18 protein-coding genes and 1 tRNA gene are annotated in these 20946 nt (G+C 37.1%); 14 read left to right on the forward strand and 5 right to left on the reverse strand.

What is annotated here, in order from left to right:
- Positions 1–5 precede the first annotated feature (5 nt).
- Genes AC6H0V_RS09040 through AC6H0V_RS09050 form a run of 3 tightly spaced genes read right to left on the reverse strand, consistent with a single transcriptional unit; the run spans position 6 to position 4180 of the window.
- On the reverse strand, positions 6–902 hold the full coding sequence (locus AC6H0V_RS09040; protein WP_497559864.1) for an SdiA-regulated domain-containing protein: 897 nt from the start codon (positions 900–902) through the stop codon (positions 6–8).
- Entirely contained in the window at positions 880–2952 is a 2073-nt protein-coding gene (gene ppk1 / locus AC6H0V_RS09045) for a polyphosphate kinase 1 (protein WP_497559865.1), read from the reverse strand. The genes AC6H0V_RS09040 and ppk1 overlap by 23 nt, the downstream gene beginning before the upstream one ends.
- A gap of 1 nt (position 2953) precedes the next feature.
- Positions 2954–4180 (reverse strand): Pycsar system effector family protein, encoded by a 1227-nt coding sequence (locus tag AC6H0V_RS09050; protein WP_497559866.1) that lies wholly within the window; start codon positions 4178–4180, stop codon positions 2954–2956.
- Positions 4181–4629: 449 nt separating this feature from the next.
- Between AC6H0V_RS09050 and AC6H0V_RS09055 the strand changes: the two genes are divergently transcribed.
- Genes AC6H0V_RS09055 through AC6H0V_RS09065 form a run of 3 tightly spaced genes read left to right on the forward strand, consistent with a single transcriptional unit; the run spans position 4630 to position 7989 of the window.
- Positions 4630–5118, forward strand: coding sequence for a TspO/MBR family protein (locus tag AC6H0V_RS09055; RefSeq protein WP_497559867.1), 489 nt, complete (start codon positions 4630–4632; stop codon positions 5116–5118).
- Positions 5119–5146: 28 nt separating this feature from the next.
- Positions 5147–7465: a patatin-like phospholipase family protein gene (locus AC6H0V_RS09060; RefSeq protein ID WP_497559868.1), complete on the forward strand. Its 2319-nt coding sequence runs from the start codon at positions 5147–5149 to the stop codon at positions 7463–7465.
- Complete coding sequence (locus tag AC6H0V_RS09065; protein WP_497559869.1) at positions 7462–7989, forward strand: hypothetical protein; 528 nt, start codon at positions 7462–7464, stop codon at positions 7987–7989. The genes AC6H0V_RS09060 and AC6H0V_RS09065 overlap by 4 nt, the downstream gene beginning before the upstream one ends.
- Positions 7990–8225: 236 nt before the next feature.
- Here AC6H0V_RS09065 and tamL read toward each other — a convergent pair whose 3' ends face one another.
- The gene (gene tamL / locus AC6H0V_RS09070; RefSeq protein ID WP_497559870.1) at positions 8226–10655 is read right to left on the reverse strand and encodes a translocation and assembly module lipoprotein TamL; all 2430 of its coding nucleotides are present in this window, start codon (positions 10653–10655) and stop codon (positions 8226–8228) included.
- On the opposite strand from tamL, the gene AC6H0V_RS09075 reads away from it, so the two are divergent.
- The 8 genes from AC6H0V_RS09075 (at position 10646) to AC6H0V_RS09110 (ending at position 15751) form a co-directional block, all read left to right on the forward strand.
- The gene (locus AC6H0V_RS09075) at positions 10646–11392 is read left to right on the forward strand and encodes a TrmH family RNA methyltransferase (RefSeq protein ID WP_497559871.1); all 747 of its coding nucleotides are present in this window, start codon (positions 10646–10648) and stop codon (positions 11390–11392) included. The two genes, tamL and AC6H0V_RS09075, sit on opposite strands and share 10 nt — an antisense overlap.
- Positions 11393–11496: 104 nt before the next feature.
- A tRNA-Cys gene (locus AC6H0V_RS09080) sits at positions 11497–11570 on the forward strand.
- A gap of 37 nt (positions 11571–11607) precedes the next feature.
- A complete protein-coding gene (locus tag AC6H0V_RS09085) occupies positions 11608–11784 on the forward strand; it encodes a spore protein (protein ID WP_497559872.1) in 177 nt (58 codons plus the stop codon).
- 211 nt (positions 11785–11995) lie between these two features.
- Positions 11996–13318, forward strand: a complete 1323-nt coding sequence (locus AC6H0V_RS09090; RefSeq protein WP_497559873.1) for a serine hydrolase domain-containing protein — start codon at positions 11996–11998, stop codon at positions 13316–13318.
- A 32-nt stretch (positions 13319–13350) separates the two neighbouring features.
- On the forward strand, positions 13351–13908 hold the full coding sequence (locus AC6H0V_RS09095; protein WP_497559874.1) for a YdeI/OmpD-associated family protein: 558 nt from the start codon (positions 13351–13353) through the stop codon (positions 13906–13908).
- A 70-nt stretch (positions 13909–13978) separates the two neighbouring features.
- Positions 13979–14413, forward strand: a complete 435-nt coding sequence (locus tag AC6H0V_RS09100) for an SRPBCC family protein (protein ID WP_497559875.1) — start codon at positions 13979–13981, stop codon at positions 14411–14413.
- A 517-nt stretch (positions 14414–14930) separates the two neighbouring features.
- Entirely contained in the window at positions 14931–15227 is a 297-nt protein-coding gene (locus tag AC6H0V_RS09105; RefSeq protein WP_497559876.1) for a hypothetical protein, read from the forward strand.
- Between the two features lie 161 nt (positions 15228–15388).
- Entirely contained in the window at positions 15389–15751 is a 363-nt protein-coding gene (locus AC6H0V_RS09110) for an iron chaperone (RefSeq protein WP_497559877.1), read from the forward strand.
- A gap of 62 nt (positions 15752–15813) precedes the next feature.
- Here the strand turns inward: AC6H0V_RS09110 and AC6H0V_RS09115 are convergent, their stop codons facing one another.
- Positions 15814–16845, reverse strand: a complete 1032-nt coding sequence (locus AC6H0V_RS09115) for a quinone-dependent dihydroorotate dehydrogenase (RefSeq protein WP_497559878.1) — start codon at positions 16843–16845, stop codon at positions 15814–15816.
- Positions 16846–17015: 170 nt separating this feature from the next.
- On the opposite strand from AC6H0V_RS09115, the gene AC6H0V_RS09120 reads away from it, so the two are divergent.
- The 3 genes from AC6H0V_RS09120 (at position 17016) to AC6H0V_RS09130 (ending at position 20901) form a co-directional block, all read left to right on the forward strand.
- The gene (locus AC6H0V_RS09120; protein WP_497559879.1) at positions 17016–18926 is read left to right on the forward strand and encodes an ATP-binding cassette domain-containing protein; all 1911 of its coding nucleotides are present in this window, start codon (positions 17016–17018) and stop codon (positions 18924–18926) included.
- A gap of 184 nt (positions 18927–19110) precedes the next feature.
- Positions 19111–20376, forward strand: a complete 1266-nt coding sequence (locus AC6H0V_RS09125) for a type IX secretion system plug protein (RefSeq protein ID WP_497559880.1) — start codon at positions 19111–19113, stop codon at positions 20374–20376.
- A 198-nt stretch (positions 20377–20574) separates the two neighbouring features.
- Positions 20575–20901 (forward strand): GIY-YIG nuclease family protein, encoded by a 327-nt coding sequence (locus tag AC6H0V_RS09130; protein WP_497559881.1) that lies wholly within the window; start codon positions 20575–20577, stop codon positions 20899–20901.
- Positions 20902–20946: the final 45 nt, after the last annotated feature.

The following is a 20946-nucleotide window of genomic DNA, read 5'->3' on the forward strand; positions in this document are numbered from 1 at the left end:
ATGAATTATGGTTTTTTATATTCGAATCTTAATATATTCCCTGCCTGGGTTTCACTTCCTTCGTTGGAAATATAGAGGTTACCTTGTTTATCGAATGCTATACCCTCTGGTTGGTTATAAATATTTGCACTTAAGTGATAAGCTCCTTTAATTTTCCATTTAGAATCAGTTACTACCAAAACCTTATTTACAGACGATACAATATACCATTCTTTGGTTAAAGGGTTAATGGCAAACGCTGAAGGATGAAAAACGTCCTTTTTCTTTCCTGTTAATTGATCAATTTTACTTACATCAACAACAAATGTTCCTTTATTTTTTAAGGTTCCATCATTTTGAAGGGTTAAGATGTAACCACTTACATTTTTGGTATTCTTATCTTGTTTGCACGACTTACAAAGCACATAAATGTTTCCAGTTGCCTCATCCCCATACATGCCCTCATACTCCCCTTTGGGCAACACATCTTTGGTAAGTTTCACATTTGCCGCTTCAGGTTTATTCATTTCACTTAATAAAAACGAATAAAAATGACCATTGCTTTTTAATAAAATTGCTCTCTCGTTCAGAATACTAACGTCTTCATAATCGCCTTTTTCGGCAAATTTTGTCATAGTTTTATCCTTTGTACCAAGAGGAAATTTAAATAAACTTCCATCTTCATCCTGTTGGGCATACACTATTGTGCTATCTCCTTTATTAAAAGCAAATCCAGAAATTTCCTGTAAAATATCTGGCATAATGTATTTTTTAGGTTTGTTAATGTCATATCCTGGAGGGCTTGCAGGGCCTTTAGGCTTTTTATCAACACAGGATAGTCCAATTAGCGTTATAACTAAACCACACACCATAAAAAGCGGCGCACGATTATTTCTTGTTTTATTTCTTAAGTTTTTTACCATTAGATTTATTCTTTAGTAATTCATAAATACGATATTGAGATTGTACCGGTTCCCGAGTATTCGCAACTGGAACATTCATCAATTTATCATTAAGCATCACTGACTTAACATTATCTTCGAGCTGAAGTTTTAACATCGCCTTAATTTCTTTTTTGATGTCTTCGTCTAAAATAGGGAAACATACCTCAATCCGTCGGTAAATATTTCTATTCATCCAATCTGCCGAACCCAAATAAATTTCCTCCTTACCGCCATTGTGAAAGACAAATATCCTGCCATGTTCTAAATAACGATCAACTATTCTTCTGATCCTGATATTTTCGCTCATTCCTTTAACACCCGGGATCAACCTACAAATGCCTCTCACAATTAATTCGATATGAACTCCAGCATTTGATGCTTGATAAAGCTGCGTAATTAATACTTTTTCTTCAAGGTTGTTAAGTTTAATGGTTATTGACGCTGGTTTTCCTTGTTCTGCATTTTTAATTTCACGTTCGATAAGTGAAACAAAACGTTGTTGGAGGTTAAATTGGGCAACTAAAAGGTAATCAAACCTAATCAGTTCGGCATTGGTTGGCTTAATACGTTTTGCCAAAAAGATAAATACCAGTTCCATTTCACGTAACATCCCCTGATGGGCGGTCATTAAAATATGGTCGGTATAAAAGCTAGCTGTTGTTTCATTAAAATTTCCTGTAGCAAAAAGCCCCGTATAACTAATCCGCAGATCAACTTTTCGCTTAACGAGTGCAATCTTAGCATGTACTTTAAGTGCAGTAACACTATAACTGATTTCTACACCCGCAGCTTTCATCTTCTTTGCCCATTTGATGTTATTTGCCTCATCAAACCGAGCTTTGAGTTCTACCAGAACAAATACCTTTTTCTTATTCTTTGCAGCGCTGATCAGGGCATTTACAATTTTCGAATCATTGGCTACGCGATAAAGTGTAACGTATATCTCTTCTACCTGAGGGTCTGTTGCCGCCTCATTAAAAAACCTTAAAACACTATCATAAGCTTCGTAAGGAGGATTTATGAGTATATCTTTTTGTAAAATCTGTTCATATAAGGAGATACGCTCAACAAAGGGTGGATAGGTAACTTTTGGCCATGAAGGATTGGATAGTGCAGGATCGTTGATAGGAAAAGTAAATAGGTCCTTTAAATTGTGGTACCTGCCGCCCGCAACCAGATTCGCGTTTTGAAGATTTAATTTCTTGGCAAGTAGCACCATTGTTTCTTCAGGTATCCCTGGTTGATACAGAAATCTTGTAGCTAAACCAAAATCGCGTTTTTGCAACTGCTTCTCAATTTGTTGGGCCAAGTTGCCCGCATATTCATCTTTTAGGTCTATCTCTGCAGTTCTGGTAATTTTAAAACTGAAACAACCTGTTATCTCTGAATCTTTAAACAGCAAATTCAGGTTATTTCTAATGATATCATCTAAAAACAAAACATAGGTTTCGTTATGGCTTTCAATCTTATAAAACCTGGCCAAACTGTTGGATGGAATATTTAGAATAATGGTTTGAGGCTTGCCATGATGCATTAAGTTGATTAAAAAATAAAGTTCGTTGTTGTTGGGGAAAAATGAAGAACGCGTTTTGGCAAGGTTGATAGGCTGTAAAAAAGCTAACACTTGGGACAAAAAATAGGTACTTACCTCCTGATGCAACGCAACTGGTATCTCGCTTCCATAAATAAAGTTGATTTTTTGTTCATGAAGAGCAGGGATGATATTACTTTTTAAAATTTCTCCATAAGTCTCGAGCTGACCTATAATAAGTTGATTGGCCCTATCTAAAAGGTCATCAGGTATCGAAATATTATTCTTTTCTTTTTCGCTTAATTTTGCCAACGCTAATAGTACCGGCATACGCACCCGATAAAACTCATCGAGATTTGACGAATAGATGGATAGAAATCTAATCTGCTCAAGGAGGGGAACATCGGCCCTGCCCGCTTCCTGTAGCACGCGTTCGTTAAAAGAAAGCCAACTTAAATCTCGGTCAAAAAATTGGGGTTTTAGAACATGTTCAAGCATTTTAGTCTAATTTGCCATAGGCGATGTAGGATCCTATGTAGGCCAAAACCGCAGCAATTAAGCCAAACATGAAAATGTTGTATGCAATCCTGATCAGTTTATATTTGCGCCCCAACACTACTCCCTGAGAATATACATCCGTAATCAAAGTGCCGTATAAAAACTCCTTATCGTTCATTACCTTGATCATTCCTTTCGAATAATCATTTAATGCCATTTTATAGAAATTACCAAAAAACAGCAGATTCACTTTTTTTCTTTCCAGATCATTGTCGGTAAAGAACCCATCAGGGATAGAAGGGCGGGTGGCTAAAATCGAAAAAATGATACAGGATAGCGCCACCATTAATAAAATAAATGTAGGAAGAATGAGAAATGCATTATCTTCTAGCCTTCTGAGCACCAAACTCACAATTAAAGACAAAATGATCGAATTTACAGTGATAAGCAATTGGGCCTTATTATCGGCCATATCACTTAAACGCTGATTATTGGAAGAGGTGATCCTAAACATGGTTTCAATCCCTTTATCTGGCCGCTCTTTGTCTTTTTTCTTCAATAATTTTTCTTGTTTCTCTGGTTTCACTACAGCTTCGACCTGAATATCTAAGTTTTCGACCTCATCCTCATACGAGTCCTTTAATTTACTTTTTAGTTTTTCAATGTTTTCTGCTTTTTGATCGTTAAGCAATAAACTGCAATAATCGGTATGGTATTGTTGATTTTCCAAAAAATCGATATCCTTTTTCCGCCATTCATTTTTAGTAAAGCTCTGACCATGGAGGGCCTCGATCTCTTTATGCATCAACTTTCTTTTTTTGCTAAAATCAGAGGTGCCCAAATGAAAAAGATCCCCATCACATAAGATATTTTCTAATTGATTGGTAGGTCTTTGTGGCATTTTTGTGGCGTAAATAACCTGCATTACAGCATCTCTAACATCAGCTGGAACTTCTTTTTTCTTTAGGAATTGTATAGCTAACTCTGCTCCTTTCTGTTCGTGGTTTTGTAGATCTTCAAAATATCCAGTATCATGAAACCATGCTCCAGTTGTTACAATAAAAAAATCCTTATCACTTAGTTGATAATGATTTGCAATCTGCATGGTTGCCTTAACCACGTCCTGTGTGTGCTGTAAATTATGATAAACCAACTTTGGATCTTTGTGATTAGCAAAGTAATCCAATACATGTTTTTTTACTTCCTCTTGTAAGTGTTTATAATTCATATCAGTTGATCGTAAATTCTTCGGAATTTAATTTATAACGTTAAAAATGATTATTAAAGCCGTTTAAATTATCTGACGAAAGATAAGAGTAAAACTCTATAAAATGAAAAATGTTTGATTAGGTAGGTAGTATTAACAATTTCATGTTCATATAACACCAAAGAAAAGATGTACGCAAAGGTGCTACAACTTCTTTTCGCCCTTTGCCTCCTTTGTCCCAAGGAGACTCCTTTGGAGCGGATCATTGTTGCCACAAGTGCACAGATTTCTTCCCAACGTTAAACGCTAGGCATCCTGTCTTAATCTTCACAAAGGGATGCCTTTGGCAAAAATCTCACCTTTCCTATCTCATTATGCCGCTACAGATGCACAGATTTCTTCGTTGCGTTAACCTATGTGCAGTCAACAATTCGACACATATATTGTTATACTATCATTAATTTTGGTTTATGTCCATTAGAAGCAAAAAAATTAAATTTTTACCTCTTCTCCTCTCGTTATTAATTTCGCTCTCTATAGGTGCAATTGGTGGCCTGTTAACTAGAGAATCTGTGGGCACCTGGTATAAGACGATTAATAAACCCTCATTTACCCCACCCGATGGGGTTTTTGCCCCAGTCTGGACTTCGCTTTTTATCATGATGGGGGTTGCCGCATATCTGGTTTGGAAGAGAAGAAAGCATGTTACTGGATACGTTTGGGCAGTAGTTGTTTATTTGCTTCAGCTTTTCTTAAATCTGATGTGGTCTTACTTCTTTTTTTATCAACATCAGATTGGAAAGGCGTTAGTAGAAATTTGCATTTTTCTTGTTGTTCTTATTGTTAATGCCCTACTGTTTTACCGGATTGATAAAGTTGCGGGATGGTTATTTGTGCCCTATATTGCATGGGTCAGCTTTGCGTCTTATTTAACTTATTCCATTTTTATTTTAAACTAATTTCAAAAGAAAACGATATTTTTATAGGGTGAGGTATACTAAAGAGATCTTCGTTTTATTTTTATTGCTTTTTTCGCTACATGTAAAAGCGCAAAAGGTGGGATTGGTATTGAGCGGAGGTGGTGCTAAAGGATTAGCTCATATTGGCACATTAAAGGCCTTAGAAGAAAATAATATTCCGATAGACTACATTACCGGAACTTCTATGGGAGGCATTGTGGGTGCCATGTATGCTGCGGGCTATTCTCCGGCACAGATAGAAAAGATTGCATTGAGTACTGACTTTCAGGATTGGGTTGGAGGTAAATACAAAAGCGATTATAGTTTTTACTTTCAAAAAAATAGCGCAAACTCCTCTATAATTACCGCAAAGCTATCTATTGACACCAGTTTAAGGTTAAATTTTAGATCTAACCTTGTTAATGATATCCCACTTAATTTTGCGCTTTTAGAGTTGTTTTCGCAAGCATCGGCCATTTCAAAGGATAATTTTGATCAACTTTTTGTCCCTTTTAGATGCATGGCTTCTGATGTGCTTTCTCAGAAGAGCATCACCGTTAAAAATGGAAGCCTTGCCGAAGGTGTACGGGCTACCATGACCGTTCCCCTGGTATATCGCCCAATTAAACTTGATAATAAATATGTTTTTGATGGCGGATTGTATAATAATTTTCCTGCGGATGTGATGAGGGATGAGTTTAAGCCGGATTTTATTATTGGAGCGAATGTCTCCTCCAAAATCTTTAACGAATACCCGAAAAACGACGACCGCTTGATGAACCGTTTCTTGGTATACATGTTTCTTTCAAAATCTGATTCTACCTTAGTTGGAGCAAACGGAGTGTACATCCAGCCGGATTTGGCCGATTATAGTGTCACTAATTTCACACCAGTAGCTGAGCTGATAAAACGGGGCTATGATGCTACCATTGCTGATATGCCCCATATTAAACAAGCTATAGCCCGACGGGTGAGCGCCGAAGAGCTAGTAGAAAAACGAAAGGCATTTAATGATCGTAAACCGGATCTTGTGTTTAGCAATGTAACCGTTTCTGGAGTTAACACCCAACAAAAAAAATATATCGAGCGCCTTTTTAAAAGCGATAAGACCACCTTTAATCTTGCAGATATTAAAAGGGGCTACTATAAATTGGTAGCAGATGAAACCTTCGAAACCATTTACCCTAAAATATCCTATCACCCCGAAACGGATAGTTATGATTTTGAAATTGTAGCGCAACCTAAAAAGAGTTTTAAAATAGATTTTGGCGGCAATATTTCTTCAAGGCCAATAAGTAATGTGTATTTGGGGCTACAGTACAATTACCTTAATCGAAAAGCCTATACTTTTGGCGCAAATTTCTACTCAGGCAGATTTTATGAATCGGTTCAATTAGCTGGCCGTATAGATTATCCTTCGGGTTTACCCTTATTTTTGGCTGGAGAACTCACCTATAATCACTGGAATTTTTACAATACAAGTCAGATCTTTATCGAAAACCCACATCCTACCTATATTGAACAAGCAGATAGAAAGATCGATATCAAACTTGGAATGCCACTGAATAAAAATGCTAGGATCACATTAAGCGCAGCTTTTATTAACAATAACGATAGCTACAGTCCTAATAATGATTTTGCGGTTGGCGATGTATTAGATAGAACCGTTTTCAATGGTTTAAGGGCTAGTCTATTATTCGAAAAGAACTCATTGAACCGTAAACAATATGCAGATCGTGGGCATAGTTTTTTATTAAGTGTGAATTTCTCTACTGGGAAAGAAAACTATTCACCGGGAAACACCTATCGGGATGTAGTTGCATTTGCCAATCTACTTGCTATCGAACGTAGGTTTAGGGAATGGGGGCATATCAAAGTAAGTGATGAGCATTACTTCTTTCACTCCAAAAATTACTCCATAGGTTATTTAGCCGAAGCTGTGATTTCTAACCAGCCAAGATTTTTTAACTACTACGCAACATTGTTAGCTGCTCCTGCATTTTATCCCATTCAAGACAGTAAATCATTGTTTTTAGAAAATTTTAGGGCTACCAGTTATGGTGCAGCAGGTTTGAAAAACGTATTTCATGTGAAAAGGAATTTAGATTTTCGTTTAGAAGGCTATCTATTCTTACCTTTCCAAGAATTTAAGAAAGTAGGACTCCAGGATATTCAATATAAAAGGACTTTTAGCGAATGGCACTATGCTGGTACCGCCGGACTAGTTTATCACACACCTGTTGGTCCGATTAGTTTCAGCTATAATTTATATGATGATCCTGTAAAAAGAAACGGTGTATTGTTACATTTGGGATACCTAATTTATAATAAAAGATCTATAGAATGAGATACATATTTTTACTATTGGCACTAGTTGTGGCTAACGATTGTTTGGCACAGAACACGGATATCAATAACTTCTTGGTTAAGGAGAGTTTACTAAAAAATAGCAAACTAGCTATTATCGCTGCCGATTCTTTAGATAATCCATTAGAAAAAATCAACGGAACCTATACTTTTAGCGTGAGTGGCTTTACACAATCGTTAACATTTAATGATGGGGTTGCCATTCTTCCACTGGCAATTGATAAATCTACTTTTGTTTATATCAAACACCAAAATGATCAAGGTACACATAGCAAATTATTGTATGTGTATAAGAAAGAAGGGAACCTAAATCCTTTTACCATTAGCCGGATGTTAATGATCATTATCCCATTGGTAATTATCATTTTGGCATTTGCCTTTAAGCGATTTATTTACATTGCTATCATCCTCTTTGTCATCTTTTTAATCTTTAGTTACAGCAATGGATTGAATATTTCGACGTTTTTTGAAACTACTTTAGATTATCTTAAAAATCTAGTTTAACGAACTTACGCTGCGCGGTTGATTACACCGATTTAGGTGATTACACAGATTTATTAGATTACACCCATGCCGGCAGGCAGTGCAGGGATTTTAGTTTAACTTTATATGTCTAATATGTCTAAATTTCTTTCGGGCTTTCGGTCCCGGTAGCTATCGGGATTCGGACTTCCGGACTCCCAACTCCCAGCCCCATGCCCCAAGCTCCAAGCTCCATGCCCTATGCACTATGCCCTATGCTAGAAAGGCATCCCTATCCCAAAATTATACTGCATAAACCTATAGGTATCAGGCGAGTGCCTAATTTCATAATTGGTTTTGAAATCTTTTGCTCCTTTCAGGTATTTCGCAATAACCCATTGTTCTGAACCTGAAAATTGGGGATCTTTAATTTTAAGTCCTACATCAAATCTGAACACGAAAAACTGAACATCGTACCTGAAACCAAATCCGGTTCCGATCGCAATTTGTTGACCAAGTTTCTTAAGATTAAAATATGTTTCTGGCTGTGGATTTCCTGGCGAAATGTTCCACACATTTCCCATATCAACAAATGAGGCGCCTCTTAATTTTCCGCCAAACAATTTATTAACCAACATAAAACGGTATTCTAAATTTGATTCTATGCGCATTTGGCCCAGCTGATCAATGCCATACGACGCTTTACGCGCCTCAACGCTTGTAATTACATCTCTATTGTAATTTCCAGGACCTAATGTTCTGGCCTGCCAAGCTCTCACCCCACTTGAGCCCCCTGCATAGAATAATTTTTCGAAGGGAATAGCTACAGAGTTTCCATAGGCATAACCTACCCCACCATTAATCCTGGCAATAAACATTTTATCATTACCTAGATTTCTATACCATCTAACATCGACCTCTGGTCTTACATATTGGTTAAAAGGCAAGCCTAATATTGTTCCAAAATCCCCATTTTGAGGATCGTGCTTATCGCCAAAAACACTAGTGGCCAATTGCAATAAATTTCCAGCAATGTCTATATTTCCTCTAAAGTAAACGAACGACCTGTTTTGGAGTAGTTTATCAGCATTTAACGAATAGGCATACTTCATTCCGAGCGTAAAATCTTTGCGGCCCAACAGCTTTATGTTGTACGAATTGGTTGCTAGGGTAATGCTATCAGCCCTAAATTTCTGGATATCACTTTTATCTGTGGTATCAATCAAAATGCTTCCAAAACGGTACTCGAAGTTGAGTGGTGTAAAGGAGTGCAGTTTCGACTTTGTTTCTACCCAATCGTAACTGATCGAATTGATAAAAATCCTTCGCACAAGTCTACCCTGTTGTAGTGCATAGAGGTAACTGGTAGCAAAAGTAGTGCTTGGCATTCCATTTTTACCCATCATAGGGATGCCAAATGGAACCATTAATCGCGGTACACTTAAACTTGCACTAATTGAAAAATCGCGTTGGTAGATATCTCTAAAAAACGAATAACCTTTACCGGCCCGTGATTGCAGTCCGCCCTTTACCTGAAACTGGAACTTTTCTGCCCCTTTTAAAAAATTATTATCGGTATAGGTATTGCTAACTGTAAATCCTACTGTACCAGCATTAAAAGGTACTTCACCCTCAATCCTATTACTTCTTCGCTTTTGCGGGATGAGCAATATTACAGGATTTAGTTTGGCGCTGCTATCTTTGGCTTTGGTATATTCTATTTTAACGTTTTTGAATACGTTAAGTTCGTATAGTCGGTCGTAGGTTAACGTTTCCTTCCTGATATCATAAATTTCTCCCTGTTTGATAAAATCATACCGCGTAATTGGATTTCTCCTAAATCGGTTAGACATATCTACAAAGCGGATTCCCCTAAAATATTTCTTGGATGTTAACGAATCTTCTACAAGTTTAAGATCAGTAAAGCCATCAGAGCTTGGTGCAATGAGGATACTGGTGGAGTCGATGGTATAAACCCGATGTTTTGTTCCATCAAGGGGATTATCAATAATTAGGTTTACAGAAACCTTACTATTATTCTGATTGGAATCAGGCGTGTATCTTACGTAAGGACGTTCGAAATCACGATATCCATTTTGGCGCATCAGTTGATAGATCTGTTCCCGCTCATAAACTAACGAATCTTCATCATATTGCATTCCCTCACGTAAATGGGTAAAATTTACTTTGTTCGAAAGATATAACGATTTAACAATATCATTCTGGATTTCATAGGTAACTTTATTTACCATAAAAGCAGGGCCCTGATCCGCTATGAACCTCACCTCTGCTTTTTTATCCTCTATTTTTATTTCTGATATAACCTTAGCTTTAAAAAAGCCTTTACTTTTAAGGTATTTTTCGATCTGGTTTCTTGAGATTTCTACTAATGTGCTATCTAAAATAGGCGGAGGAGAGCCCAATGGCTTAATATTGCTTGTTTTGTACTTACCATTCTTGGTGTTAAAGATGTTATAGATCAAAACATTTAAACCTAGACCGCCTGATGGACGAATATCTTTTTGGACGTAGTTGTAGGCCTGCTCTTCAAACTGTTTATTGATGCTGTCGATTTTAACTTTTTTTACAATCGATTGATAGTCCTGAATATACTTTGTTGAAGAACACCCTGCTACAAAAACAAGAATAAATAGTAATATTGTAAGCGTTTGTACCTGTTGTTTATAGTTATACCTGTATGCTTTCAAAATCTCAAATCAGTTTTATAAAATCTTTACATCAAAAGAAGTACCGCAAAGAAAGTGGATTTTTTATAATTGAAGGTATAAAATCTATCACAGAATTCATAAATTCAAAATATCAGATCAATAGCATCTACTATACGGCTCCCTATATTTCATCTCTCCCTAAAAACACTACAAATATAAGGTTATTCGAAGTAACCAGTGTCGAGTTAACAAAGATAAGCACTTTACAAACCCCACAGGGTGTATTAGCGTTGGTTCATATTCCTCTTCAACAAAAAATAGACACCAATAGTTTGAAACATTCGTTTTCATTAGTGCTTGATGACATCCAGGATCCTGGGAATTTTGGCACCATTATACGCACTGCTGATTGGTTCGGTATAAAGAATATCATCTGTTCCGAAAATACAGTAGAGCTTTATAACCCAAAAACTGTACAGGCAACTATGGGTTCATTATGCCGCGTTAATGTGATATACACTGCCCTCGGCCCCTTTTTAACTACTGCTGCTTTACCTGTCTTCGGGGCATTGCTAGATGGCCATGATATTTATAACAACCCATGGGGGAAAGAAGGTCTAATTTTGTTGGGAAATGAAGGGCATGGCATCAGTGATGCATTGAGGGAAAAGATTACTACTCCTGTAACCATCCCTAAAATCGGCAATGCCGAATCCTTAAATGTTGCTGTATCGGCTGCTATATTTTGTAGCGAATTAACCAGAGGGATTAAATAAAATGAAATATTAAACATTCGGCTTTGCATAGTAACTTATTATTGTTATTTTTGTGCCCCGTAAGGAAAGGGTAGGCATCCTATGGGACAACCTTGGATTTAAAAGGTCGAGTGGCCGAGTGGCTAGGCAGAGGTCTGCAAAACCTTGTACAGCGGTTCGAATCCGCTCTCGACCTCCAGATTTTATACTAATTAAAGAAAATAAAGCTCATTATCATGGCAGTAACAAGATTAAAAAGAAAAGACAGATACAATAAAACAGTTTCTCGTCAAGAAGTAAATACGCTAAAATTAGCTACAAATATCGAATTGGGAAGCCGTTCTAAACAATCTAAAACAGATCAATTGGCTAAGAACAATGCAGTTTTAGCTCAATTAACAGCTAAAGCTTAGGCTTTTTACTCTTCTTTATACACATTAAAAAGCATCTCAATTAATTTTGGGATGCTTTTTTGTGCGTTAGAGTTAAGCTTTAGAGGGAAGTTAAACTGGGTCGATGGTCAATAGACAATCGGCTTGAACATCCAGACCATGGACTATCGACCATTGACTATCGACTATAGACTACCCACTCCGTTTCTTATATTTACAACAAACCCATAACATGAAAAGAATAATCCTTTTACTGATAATTGCACTAGCTGGATCAACCGTCTCGGCACAACAATTTAATAAGGCGAAGCTTGATAGTGTGTTCCTTGCGCTCGAGAAAAACAATAAATGGATGGGAAGTTTTGCCATTTCGATAGATGGGAAAGTTAACTATGCTAAAGCTATTGGTTTTGCTGATGTAGAAAATAACACGAAAGCAAGCCCTGCATCAAAGTACAGGATTGGTTCTATTTCGAAAACATTTACTGCTACGTTAATTTTTAAGGCCATTGAAGAGGGTAAGATTACATTGAACGATAAGCAGTCGAACTATTTTCCCACTGTTAAAAATGCCGAGAAAATAACAATTGCAATGATGCTTAATCACCACAGTGGCATTTATAACTTTACCAATAGCACCGATTATATGAGCTATTATACGCAGCCCAAAACAAGTGCCCAAATGGTAACCATGATTAGCTCATACCCCAGTGATTTCGAGCCCGATAGTAAAGCCGCCTATAGCAATTCGAATTATGTTTTATTAGGCTATATTTTAGAGGATATCTATAAAATGCCCTTAAAAGAAATCTTAAATGTCAAAATAATTAAGCCATTAGGATTGTTAAATACCTATTCGGGAAATAAGATTAACTCACAAAGCTATGAAGCTTTCTCTTATCTTCAGAGGGATGGTTGGAAGAAACAAACCGAAACCGATATGTCTATACCAGCAGGAGCCGGTGCAGTAGTATCAAATCCCACAGATCTTAACATTTTTATTGCAGCTCTTTTTGCAGGCAAAATTGTCTCCGCTCAAAGCCTGGCCCAAATGACGTCAATAAAAGATAATTATGGTTTTGGCTTGCGACAGTTTCTTTTTGAAGGCGACAAAAAGGGGTTTGGGCATAATGGAAGTATAGATAGCTTTTCTTCAATGTTATATTATTTTCCAGAAGATAAATTAAGTATCTCTCTCATTACAAACGCTAATTCATATGAGAATATTAAAATTCTCACCGCTGGTTTGAGTGCATACTATGGACGGTCGTTTAATTTGCCGTCCTTTACAACTCTTACCTTATCAACCGAAGAGCTGGACCAGTATCTAGGTGAATACGCTGCACCAAATTTCCCGATGAAAATTACGATTAGTAAGAAAGGAAATGTATTAGTTTCTCAAGCTACCGGACAGGCGTCTATCCCGATGGAGGCAACAGGAAAGGATCTCTTTGAATTTACCCCGGCAGGGATTATGTTAGAATTTAAACCAGCCGAAAAACAAATGATTTTGAAACAAGGACCTGGGAAGTATATCTTTACTAAAACTAATTAGCTAATCTGCTAATTAGTCATAAGCTAATTTACATGGAACCTAAATTTTTCGAGAAACAAAGTGATTTCAGGGCCTGGTTAACCGAAAATTACGAAACTGAAAAAGAGCTTCTTGTAGGGTTTTACAAAGTTGATAGTGGAAAACCCAGTATATTGTGGCCACAATCTGTGGATGAAGCGCTTTGTTTTGGGTGGATTGATGGAGTGCGTAAATCGCTTAACGAAGAGAGTTACACCATTCGTTTTACACCCAGAAGACCCACGAGTATCTGGAGTGCTGTAAACATCAAAAAAGTAGAAGAATTAACCCAACGGGGATTGATGCTTCCTGCCGGACTGAAAGCTTTTGAATATCGAACTGATCAGAAATCAAAGATCTATGCTTATGAAAACGAAACAAGGAAATTAAGTCCAGTTTTCGAAAAGAAATTCAAAGTAAATAAATTGGCTTGGAATTTTTTTATCAATCAGGCACCCTCCTACCAAAAAGTTATGATCAATTGGGTAATGAGCGCCAAACAGGAAGCCACACGGATTTCTCGATTAGAAAAAACTATAGCCTTTAGCGCCAAAAATAAAAGAATTAGCTAATTTGTGAATGTGTAATCCCGATAGCTATCGGGAAGCTATTATCAAATCATCACATTAACTAATAAAAAACATGAATACAGATCCACTTGTAATTGAAAGAACCTATAATGCGCCAATTGCTAAGGTATGGAGCGCACTAACTAGCAATGATGAACTAAAAAATTGGTATTTTAACCTGCGAGAATTCAGGCCCGAGATAGGCTTCAAATTCGATTTTCTAGGAGGGCCTGATGAAGGACCACAATACTTGCACCTGTGTGAAATCACCGAACTGGTTGAAGGAGAGAAAATTGCCTATACGTGGCGTTACGATAATTACCCTGGAAATTCTACCGTAAGATGGGAGCTGTTTGATAAAGGTGAACAAACCTTGCTACGATTAACCCACGAAAATGTACATACTTTAGAAGAAAACGGACCTAATTTCCAAAGGGAAAGCTTTAAAGGCGGTTGGAACCATTTCTTGCATACCGCACTTAAAGGCTATTTGGAGCCTGAAAAATAAAGTGCTGGTTAGTAGGGTTAATTGGTTAACTGGTTAATTGGTTAATTGGTTAACTGATTTTAAGGCCGCAGATGGCAGATTTTACTTTCTAATAAGTATTAGCATTGATTAAACCATATAAGAAATATAAGGACATATAAGGCATGCTTGACTTACATATCTTATATGGTTAAAAATTTAGCCGATATCTTGAGTCCGGCGGTGATTATACTGATTTCATTTCTTTAAAAATCCGCGCATCTGCGGCTTATATTCCTTATATGTTTAATAAGTCTTAGCGTTAATTAAACCATATAAGAAATATAAGGACATATAAGGCATGCTTGACTTACATATCTTATATGGTTAAAAATTTAGCCGACATCTTGAATCCGGCGGTGATTATACTGATTTCATTTCTTTAAAATCCGCGCATCTGCGGCTTATATTCCTTATATGTTTAATAAGTCTTAGCGTTAATTAAACCATATAAGAAATATAAGGACATATAAGGCATTGCTTGACTTATATGTCTTATATGGTTAAAAATTTAGCCTACATCTTGAATCCGGGGGTGATTATACTGATTTCATTTCTTTATAAATTGGAATTTGAATTTAAAACACTTTCTTTTGCCTATGAATACATTAGTCGGAAAAACGATTTGGCTGATACGCATAGGTCCAGTGGCCTTATCAAGTACAAAATCTCCGAAAAAGTAGTATTAACCGGCGCCTTTGGAAGAAATTTTGGTAAGGGCAAAAACCTAATTTCATTGATAGGGATCAATTGGAGCTTAGCTATGAATAAAGAAAGCGTCTCAAGTACGCCCTAGTTACGGGTTTGAAATTTGCTAGCCATGCCCAAAGGCATCCCTTTGGGACAGATTAAAAAAGAGTTAGCCGCTTTAATCCTTTTTAATCTGTGGCTGTTTTAATTTTAAATTCATAACATCAACCAATTAAACCTCTTTATTAACATCCAACAAAACTGACCATGAATAGCTTTAAAGACATCGACTCTTACATCGTTCAATTTCCCGTAGAGGTACAGGAACAGTTGCAACAGATTAGGACAACCATTCAAAAAGCAGCCCCCGATGCAAAAGAAAAAATCAGCTACGGAATGCCAACCTTTGAACTAAATGGCAACTTGATCCATTTTGCAGGTTACAAAAACCATATCGGTCTATACCCCGCTCCACAAGGCATCGAAGCCTTTAAAGAGGAGCTTTCACTTTATAAAGGCGCGAAAGGATCGGTACAGTTTCCATTGGATAAGCCCATGCCTTTAGATCTCATTAGTAGAATTACGAAATTTAGGGTAGAAAAAAATCGGGCGAAGCCTAAAAAGAAATGATTGAATTAAGTAATAATGTAAATGATTTAACTCTCCCATCATTCAAATTCACTCCTTCAAAACTAATTAACCAGTGCTTTACAAATTTGTTTCACCAAGCCTGGCCCTTCGTAGATAAAACCCGTATAAAGCTGCACAAGCGATGCACCGGCTTCGATTTTATCCTTTGCATCTTGTGGGCAATGGATCCCTCCTACGCCAATAATAGGGAATGATTTGTTTGATTTTTCGGATAAGTAACGGATAACCTCAGTTGACCTTTGGGTAAGCGGTTTACCACTTAAGCCGCCCATTTCTTCCTTTAGCTTTTCTTCGGTATAGAGACCATTTCTGTCTGTAGTTGTATTTGTTGCAATTACCCCAGCGATACCCGTTTCCTTTACAATTTCAACAATATCATCTAATTGCTCATTAGTTAAATCAGGAGCAATTTTAAGCAGTATTGGTCTGGCTACGTTATTTTTCAGATTGCGTTGCTGAAGAGTGCTCAGTAATGTTTTAAGCGGTTCTTTTTCTTGTAGGGCCCTTAACCCAGGTGTATTGGGCGAACTTACATTTACTACAAAGTAATCTACCACATCAAATAAACAATCGAAACATTTGATATAATCGTTAACCGCTTCTTCATTGGGTGTATTTTTATTTTTCCCGATATTACCACCAACAACGATAGTTGGTTCTTTTTCTTTTAACAAGCGAAGGCGTTCGGCCATTACATCAACCCCCTTATTGTTAAATCCCATTCGATTAATGATAGCTTCATCATCCTGGAGCCTAAACATCCTTGGCTTTTCATTCCCTGGCTGTGGTAAAGGCGTTACTGTTCCTACCTCAATAAACCCAAACCCTAAATTGCTCAATGCTTCCACATATTCTGCGTTTTTATCAAAACCCGCAGCTAAACCTACAGGATTTTTAAACTTGATGCCAAATACCGTCCGTTCCAGTCCTTTTAAATGAATATCATAACTGCTCCGGAGAATCGTTTTGCCAAAAGGAAAGTAATCATGAAACCATTTTAGCCTTTTTACCACAAAGTGATGCACGTTTTCAGGGTCGAACTTAAAAAAGACAGGTTTGATCAGGCGATACATGGTGCGAAGATAAGTAAAGTGAAGCAAGAAAGGAAAAGCAGTTTGGAGTTGAGCGTTTGGCGTCTTGCGTTGGGCCAATGGTATCGCTTAACGCTCAGCGCCAGACGCGCAACTCTTTTTACACTTATATGCTTGAAAGCGCCCTTAAAATTTGCTATTTTTGCATCGAAATGATTTCTATAAACGATTTAACCTTCTTAATTGGCTCGCGTGCCTTGTACGATGAAGCGAACTGGCATATAAAACCAGGTGATAGAGTTGGCCTTATTGGTGCTAATGGCACGGGTAAGTCTACCTTATTAAAAATTATTGTTGGCGAATATGCTCCATCTTCTGGTAGCATTTCGATGGCAAAAGACCTAAAAATTGGTTACCTCAACCAAGATTTATTGTCGTACGATTCGCACTACAGTATTTTGCACGTAGCTATGGAAGCGTTTGAACGCCAAAACCAGCTGCATGATGAGATCGAAGAACTGTTAAAACAAATAGAAACCGACTATAGTGAAGAGGTACTGAACAAACTGAGCGATAAACAACAGGAGTTTGAAGCTTTGGATGGATACAGCATAGAGTACCGCGCTAACGAAATTTTAGCAGGTCTAGGCTTTAGTACAGACGATCAGCACCGTCCATTAAACACCTTCTCTGGAGGATGGAGGATGAGGGTAATGTTAGCAAAAATTTTATTGCAAACTCCTGATATCCTGTTATTGGATGAGCCTACCAACCACATGGATTTACCTTCCATTAAATGGTTAGAAACTTATTTAGGAAGCTTTGAAGGTGCTATTGTAATTGTTTCTCACGATAGGTACTTCCTGGATAAAATTGTACGTAAAACCGTTGAATCCCGTAAAGGAAAATTAACGGTTTATGCTGGTAATTATTCGTTTTACCTAGAAGAAAAAGCTCTGCGAGGAGAGATCCAAAAAGGCGAGTTTAAAAATCAACAAGCCAAAATCAAACAGGAAGAGCGCTTAATTGAACGTTTTAAGGCCAAAGCCAGTAAGGCTAAGATGGCGCAATCGCGGATGAAGGCACTCGATAAAATGGACCGCGTTGAAGATGTTGATGATGATAATCCCACTGTAAATTTCAGTTTCAAGTTCTCTAAACCATCAGGGCGCCACGTGATACGGATTGAGCATGCCTCGAAAAGTTATCCGAACATCGAAATTTTAAATGATGCAGAAGCACTGATAGAAAAAGGCGACAAAATTGCCTTGATTGGCGCTAATGGAAAAGGTAAATCAACATTGTTGAGAATGATTGCAGGTACAGAAAAGTTCAAGGGATCTTGCGAAACCGGGCATAATGTAACCACCACTTTCTTTGCACAGCATCAGTTAGAATCGCTTCATCTTGGAAATACCATTTTAGAAGAACTTCAGGCATTTGCCCCCAAACATACCGACACAGAGCTAAGATCAATTTTAGGCTGTTTCCTATTTACAGGTGATGATGTTTTCAAAAAGATTAAAGTATTATCTGGAGGAGAAAAATCAAGAGTTGCATTAGCAAAATCATTAACCACAGATTCTAATTTCTTAATCCTAGATGAGCCTACCAACCACTTGGATATCCAATCGGTTAATATTCTGATCCAAGCTTTGCAGCAATATGAAGGTACATTTATCTCTGTATCCCATGATCGTTATTTCTTAGATAACGTAGCTAACAAAATATGGTTTATTGAAGAAGAAAAAATAAAGGAATATCCAGGTACTTATGCCGAATTTGAAGAATGGAATAGCAAGAGGGTAATTCCTTTGCCAAAACCAATTCCGGTTAAACCAGCGGTAGAAGAAAAGAAAAAAGTAGAAGAACCTGCTCCGGCAAATGCCCAACAGCAGCTTAAAAAGCTGAATGATAAACTAAAAAGAACTGAAGAAGAAATTACTGTTTTTGAACAGGCGGTAAAAGACGCGGAAGCAGAATTGGCTAAGGAAGAAGTTTTTTCAAGTCAGCATAAGCTTGATGAAGCCAATAAAAAGTACCTTGCTGAAAAAGCTTTATTGGATCATGCTCAGAAAACCTGGGAAGAACTGGCTTCAGAAATCATGGAACTGGAAGCATAAACAAATTACAGTTATTAGGTTGATTAGCCTAGAGATGTCAGATTTTTAGATAAAATAATTTTTAGCCACAGATTAAAAAGATTGGTGCAGCTTGAAAATTGCCTTTTTAAATCAGAAATTTAAACCCTCTAATCTGTGGCTAACTCTTATAGAAATTAATTTATTCGATCAAATAACTTTAGCTGTGAAAAAAATAATACCGTTTCTTCTATTGTTTACTGCTAATACTGGTGTGGCACAACATCCTTTAGCGATTTATGATAACAAGGTTTACCAATCCAACATAAAAACCGTAGAATGTTATAACAGTAAAAAAGAGCAGTCGTTTCCAATTATCGCCCTGCGCAGTGGCGAAACCATTACTTTTGCATTCGACGACCTTAAAGCAGGTAATAAGAACTACAGCTATAGCATTGAGCATTGTACGTATGATTGGAAATCATCGCGCATCAATCAATTGGATTATGTAGAATCGTTTAGAGAAGATATCATTTTTAACACCAAATTCTCCTTCAATACTTTACAAAAGTTTACGCATTATCAGCTAACGCTACCAAACGATCAGGTTAGACCAAAAATCGCGGGCAACTATCTCCTTACGGTTTACGAAAAAAATGATCCGCAGAAAGTGATCATTACGCAGCGCTTTTATGTGGTTGAGAACATCGTAAATGTAGGTGCAGAAGTGGTTCCCAGTAATGAAGTTCAATACCGAATGAGCAAGCAGAAGGTTAATTTTACGATTTTCCACCAAATTCAGCTGCAAAACCCTTATTTAACAGTAAAGGCCGTTGTGATGCAAAACGGTATTCCACAAACGGCAATTATTAATACCAAACCCGCTTTTATCAGACCGGGTTCTTTGGTTTATAACGATGTGTCTACCAATGATTTTTGGGGAGGAAATGAATTTCTTAAATTTGATTTTAGAAATTTTAGATACAGAGCAGAACATGTGCAGGAGCTCTATAAAGACACCACTAACACCGTAATTTTATTCCCTGATCTGGCCAATGGGAATGCAAAATACAGTACCCAATTTGATGAAAACGGCAGCTTTTTTATCCGTAACCAAGATGGGAGGGATAATATCACCGATAGCGATTATGCCAATGTGCTTTTTACGTTAGATGCTACACCCCCCACGGCAAATGGTGCGGGTTATGTAGTGGGCCGCTTTAATAATTATACACTTAATGAAGAAAACCGTTTGATATATGAGCCAAACAGAAAGAAATTCTACAGTACCCTTAAATTAAAGCAAGGACTTTACGATTTTAAATATGTATGGATTGATGAGCTTGGAAAATTTAATGACACCATTTTTTCAGGTTCTTTCTTCGAAACCGAAAATAGCTACCAGGTGCTGGTGTATTACCGCAAACCAGGGGGAAGGTGGGACGAACTGATAGGTTTTACCTCGGTAAGTAATAGTGTTTTGAGAAGGTAATTAGTTCAATTGTTTAAAGTACTCCTTTGTATGTCAGCCTGAGGTTCTCGAAGGCAGTATGATTCTTGAAGGTTAATTCCTAAGATGAATTTCCGATGTGTTTGAGTATCTAAGTCCGACATTTTTTTTGATTATGGTTTGAAGTATTTCAACTATTCTTAATTTAGAGTCATCATCCGCTATTTTCAGTATTACAAAATGGCATTATTCCACAACTACTACGTATATATTTTACTTTGTTCAGATAACACCTATTACACAGGAGTTACTAGTGATATTGAAGGAAGATTATATGATCATCAGCATGGAACTGAAGTAAAGGCTTACACTTTTTTTAGGAGACCAATAACGCTTAAGTATGTTGCTCATTTTACAAATATTAACGATGCGATTTCCTTTGAGAAACAAGTAAAGGGATGGAGCAGAAAAAAGAAGGAAGCATTGTTTGCAGAAAATTGGGAAGAGATTGTTAGATTGGCTAGTATACGGCAGGGAAATAAAAAAGACACTCGATGTCAATCCTGAAGTCTTGAATGCCAAAAGGAATCCCGTCTTAGAGGCTAGCATTTG

Source organism: Pedobacter sp. NO84 (assembly GCF_059703915.1).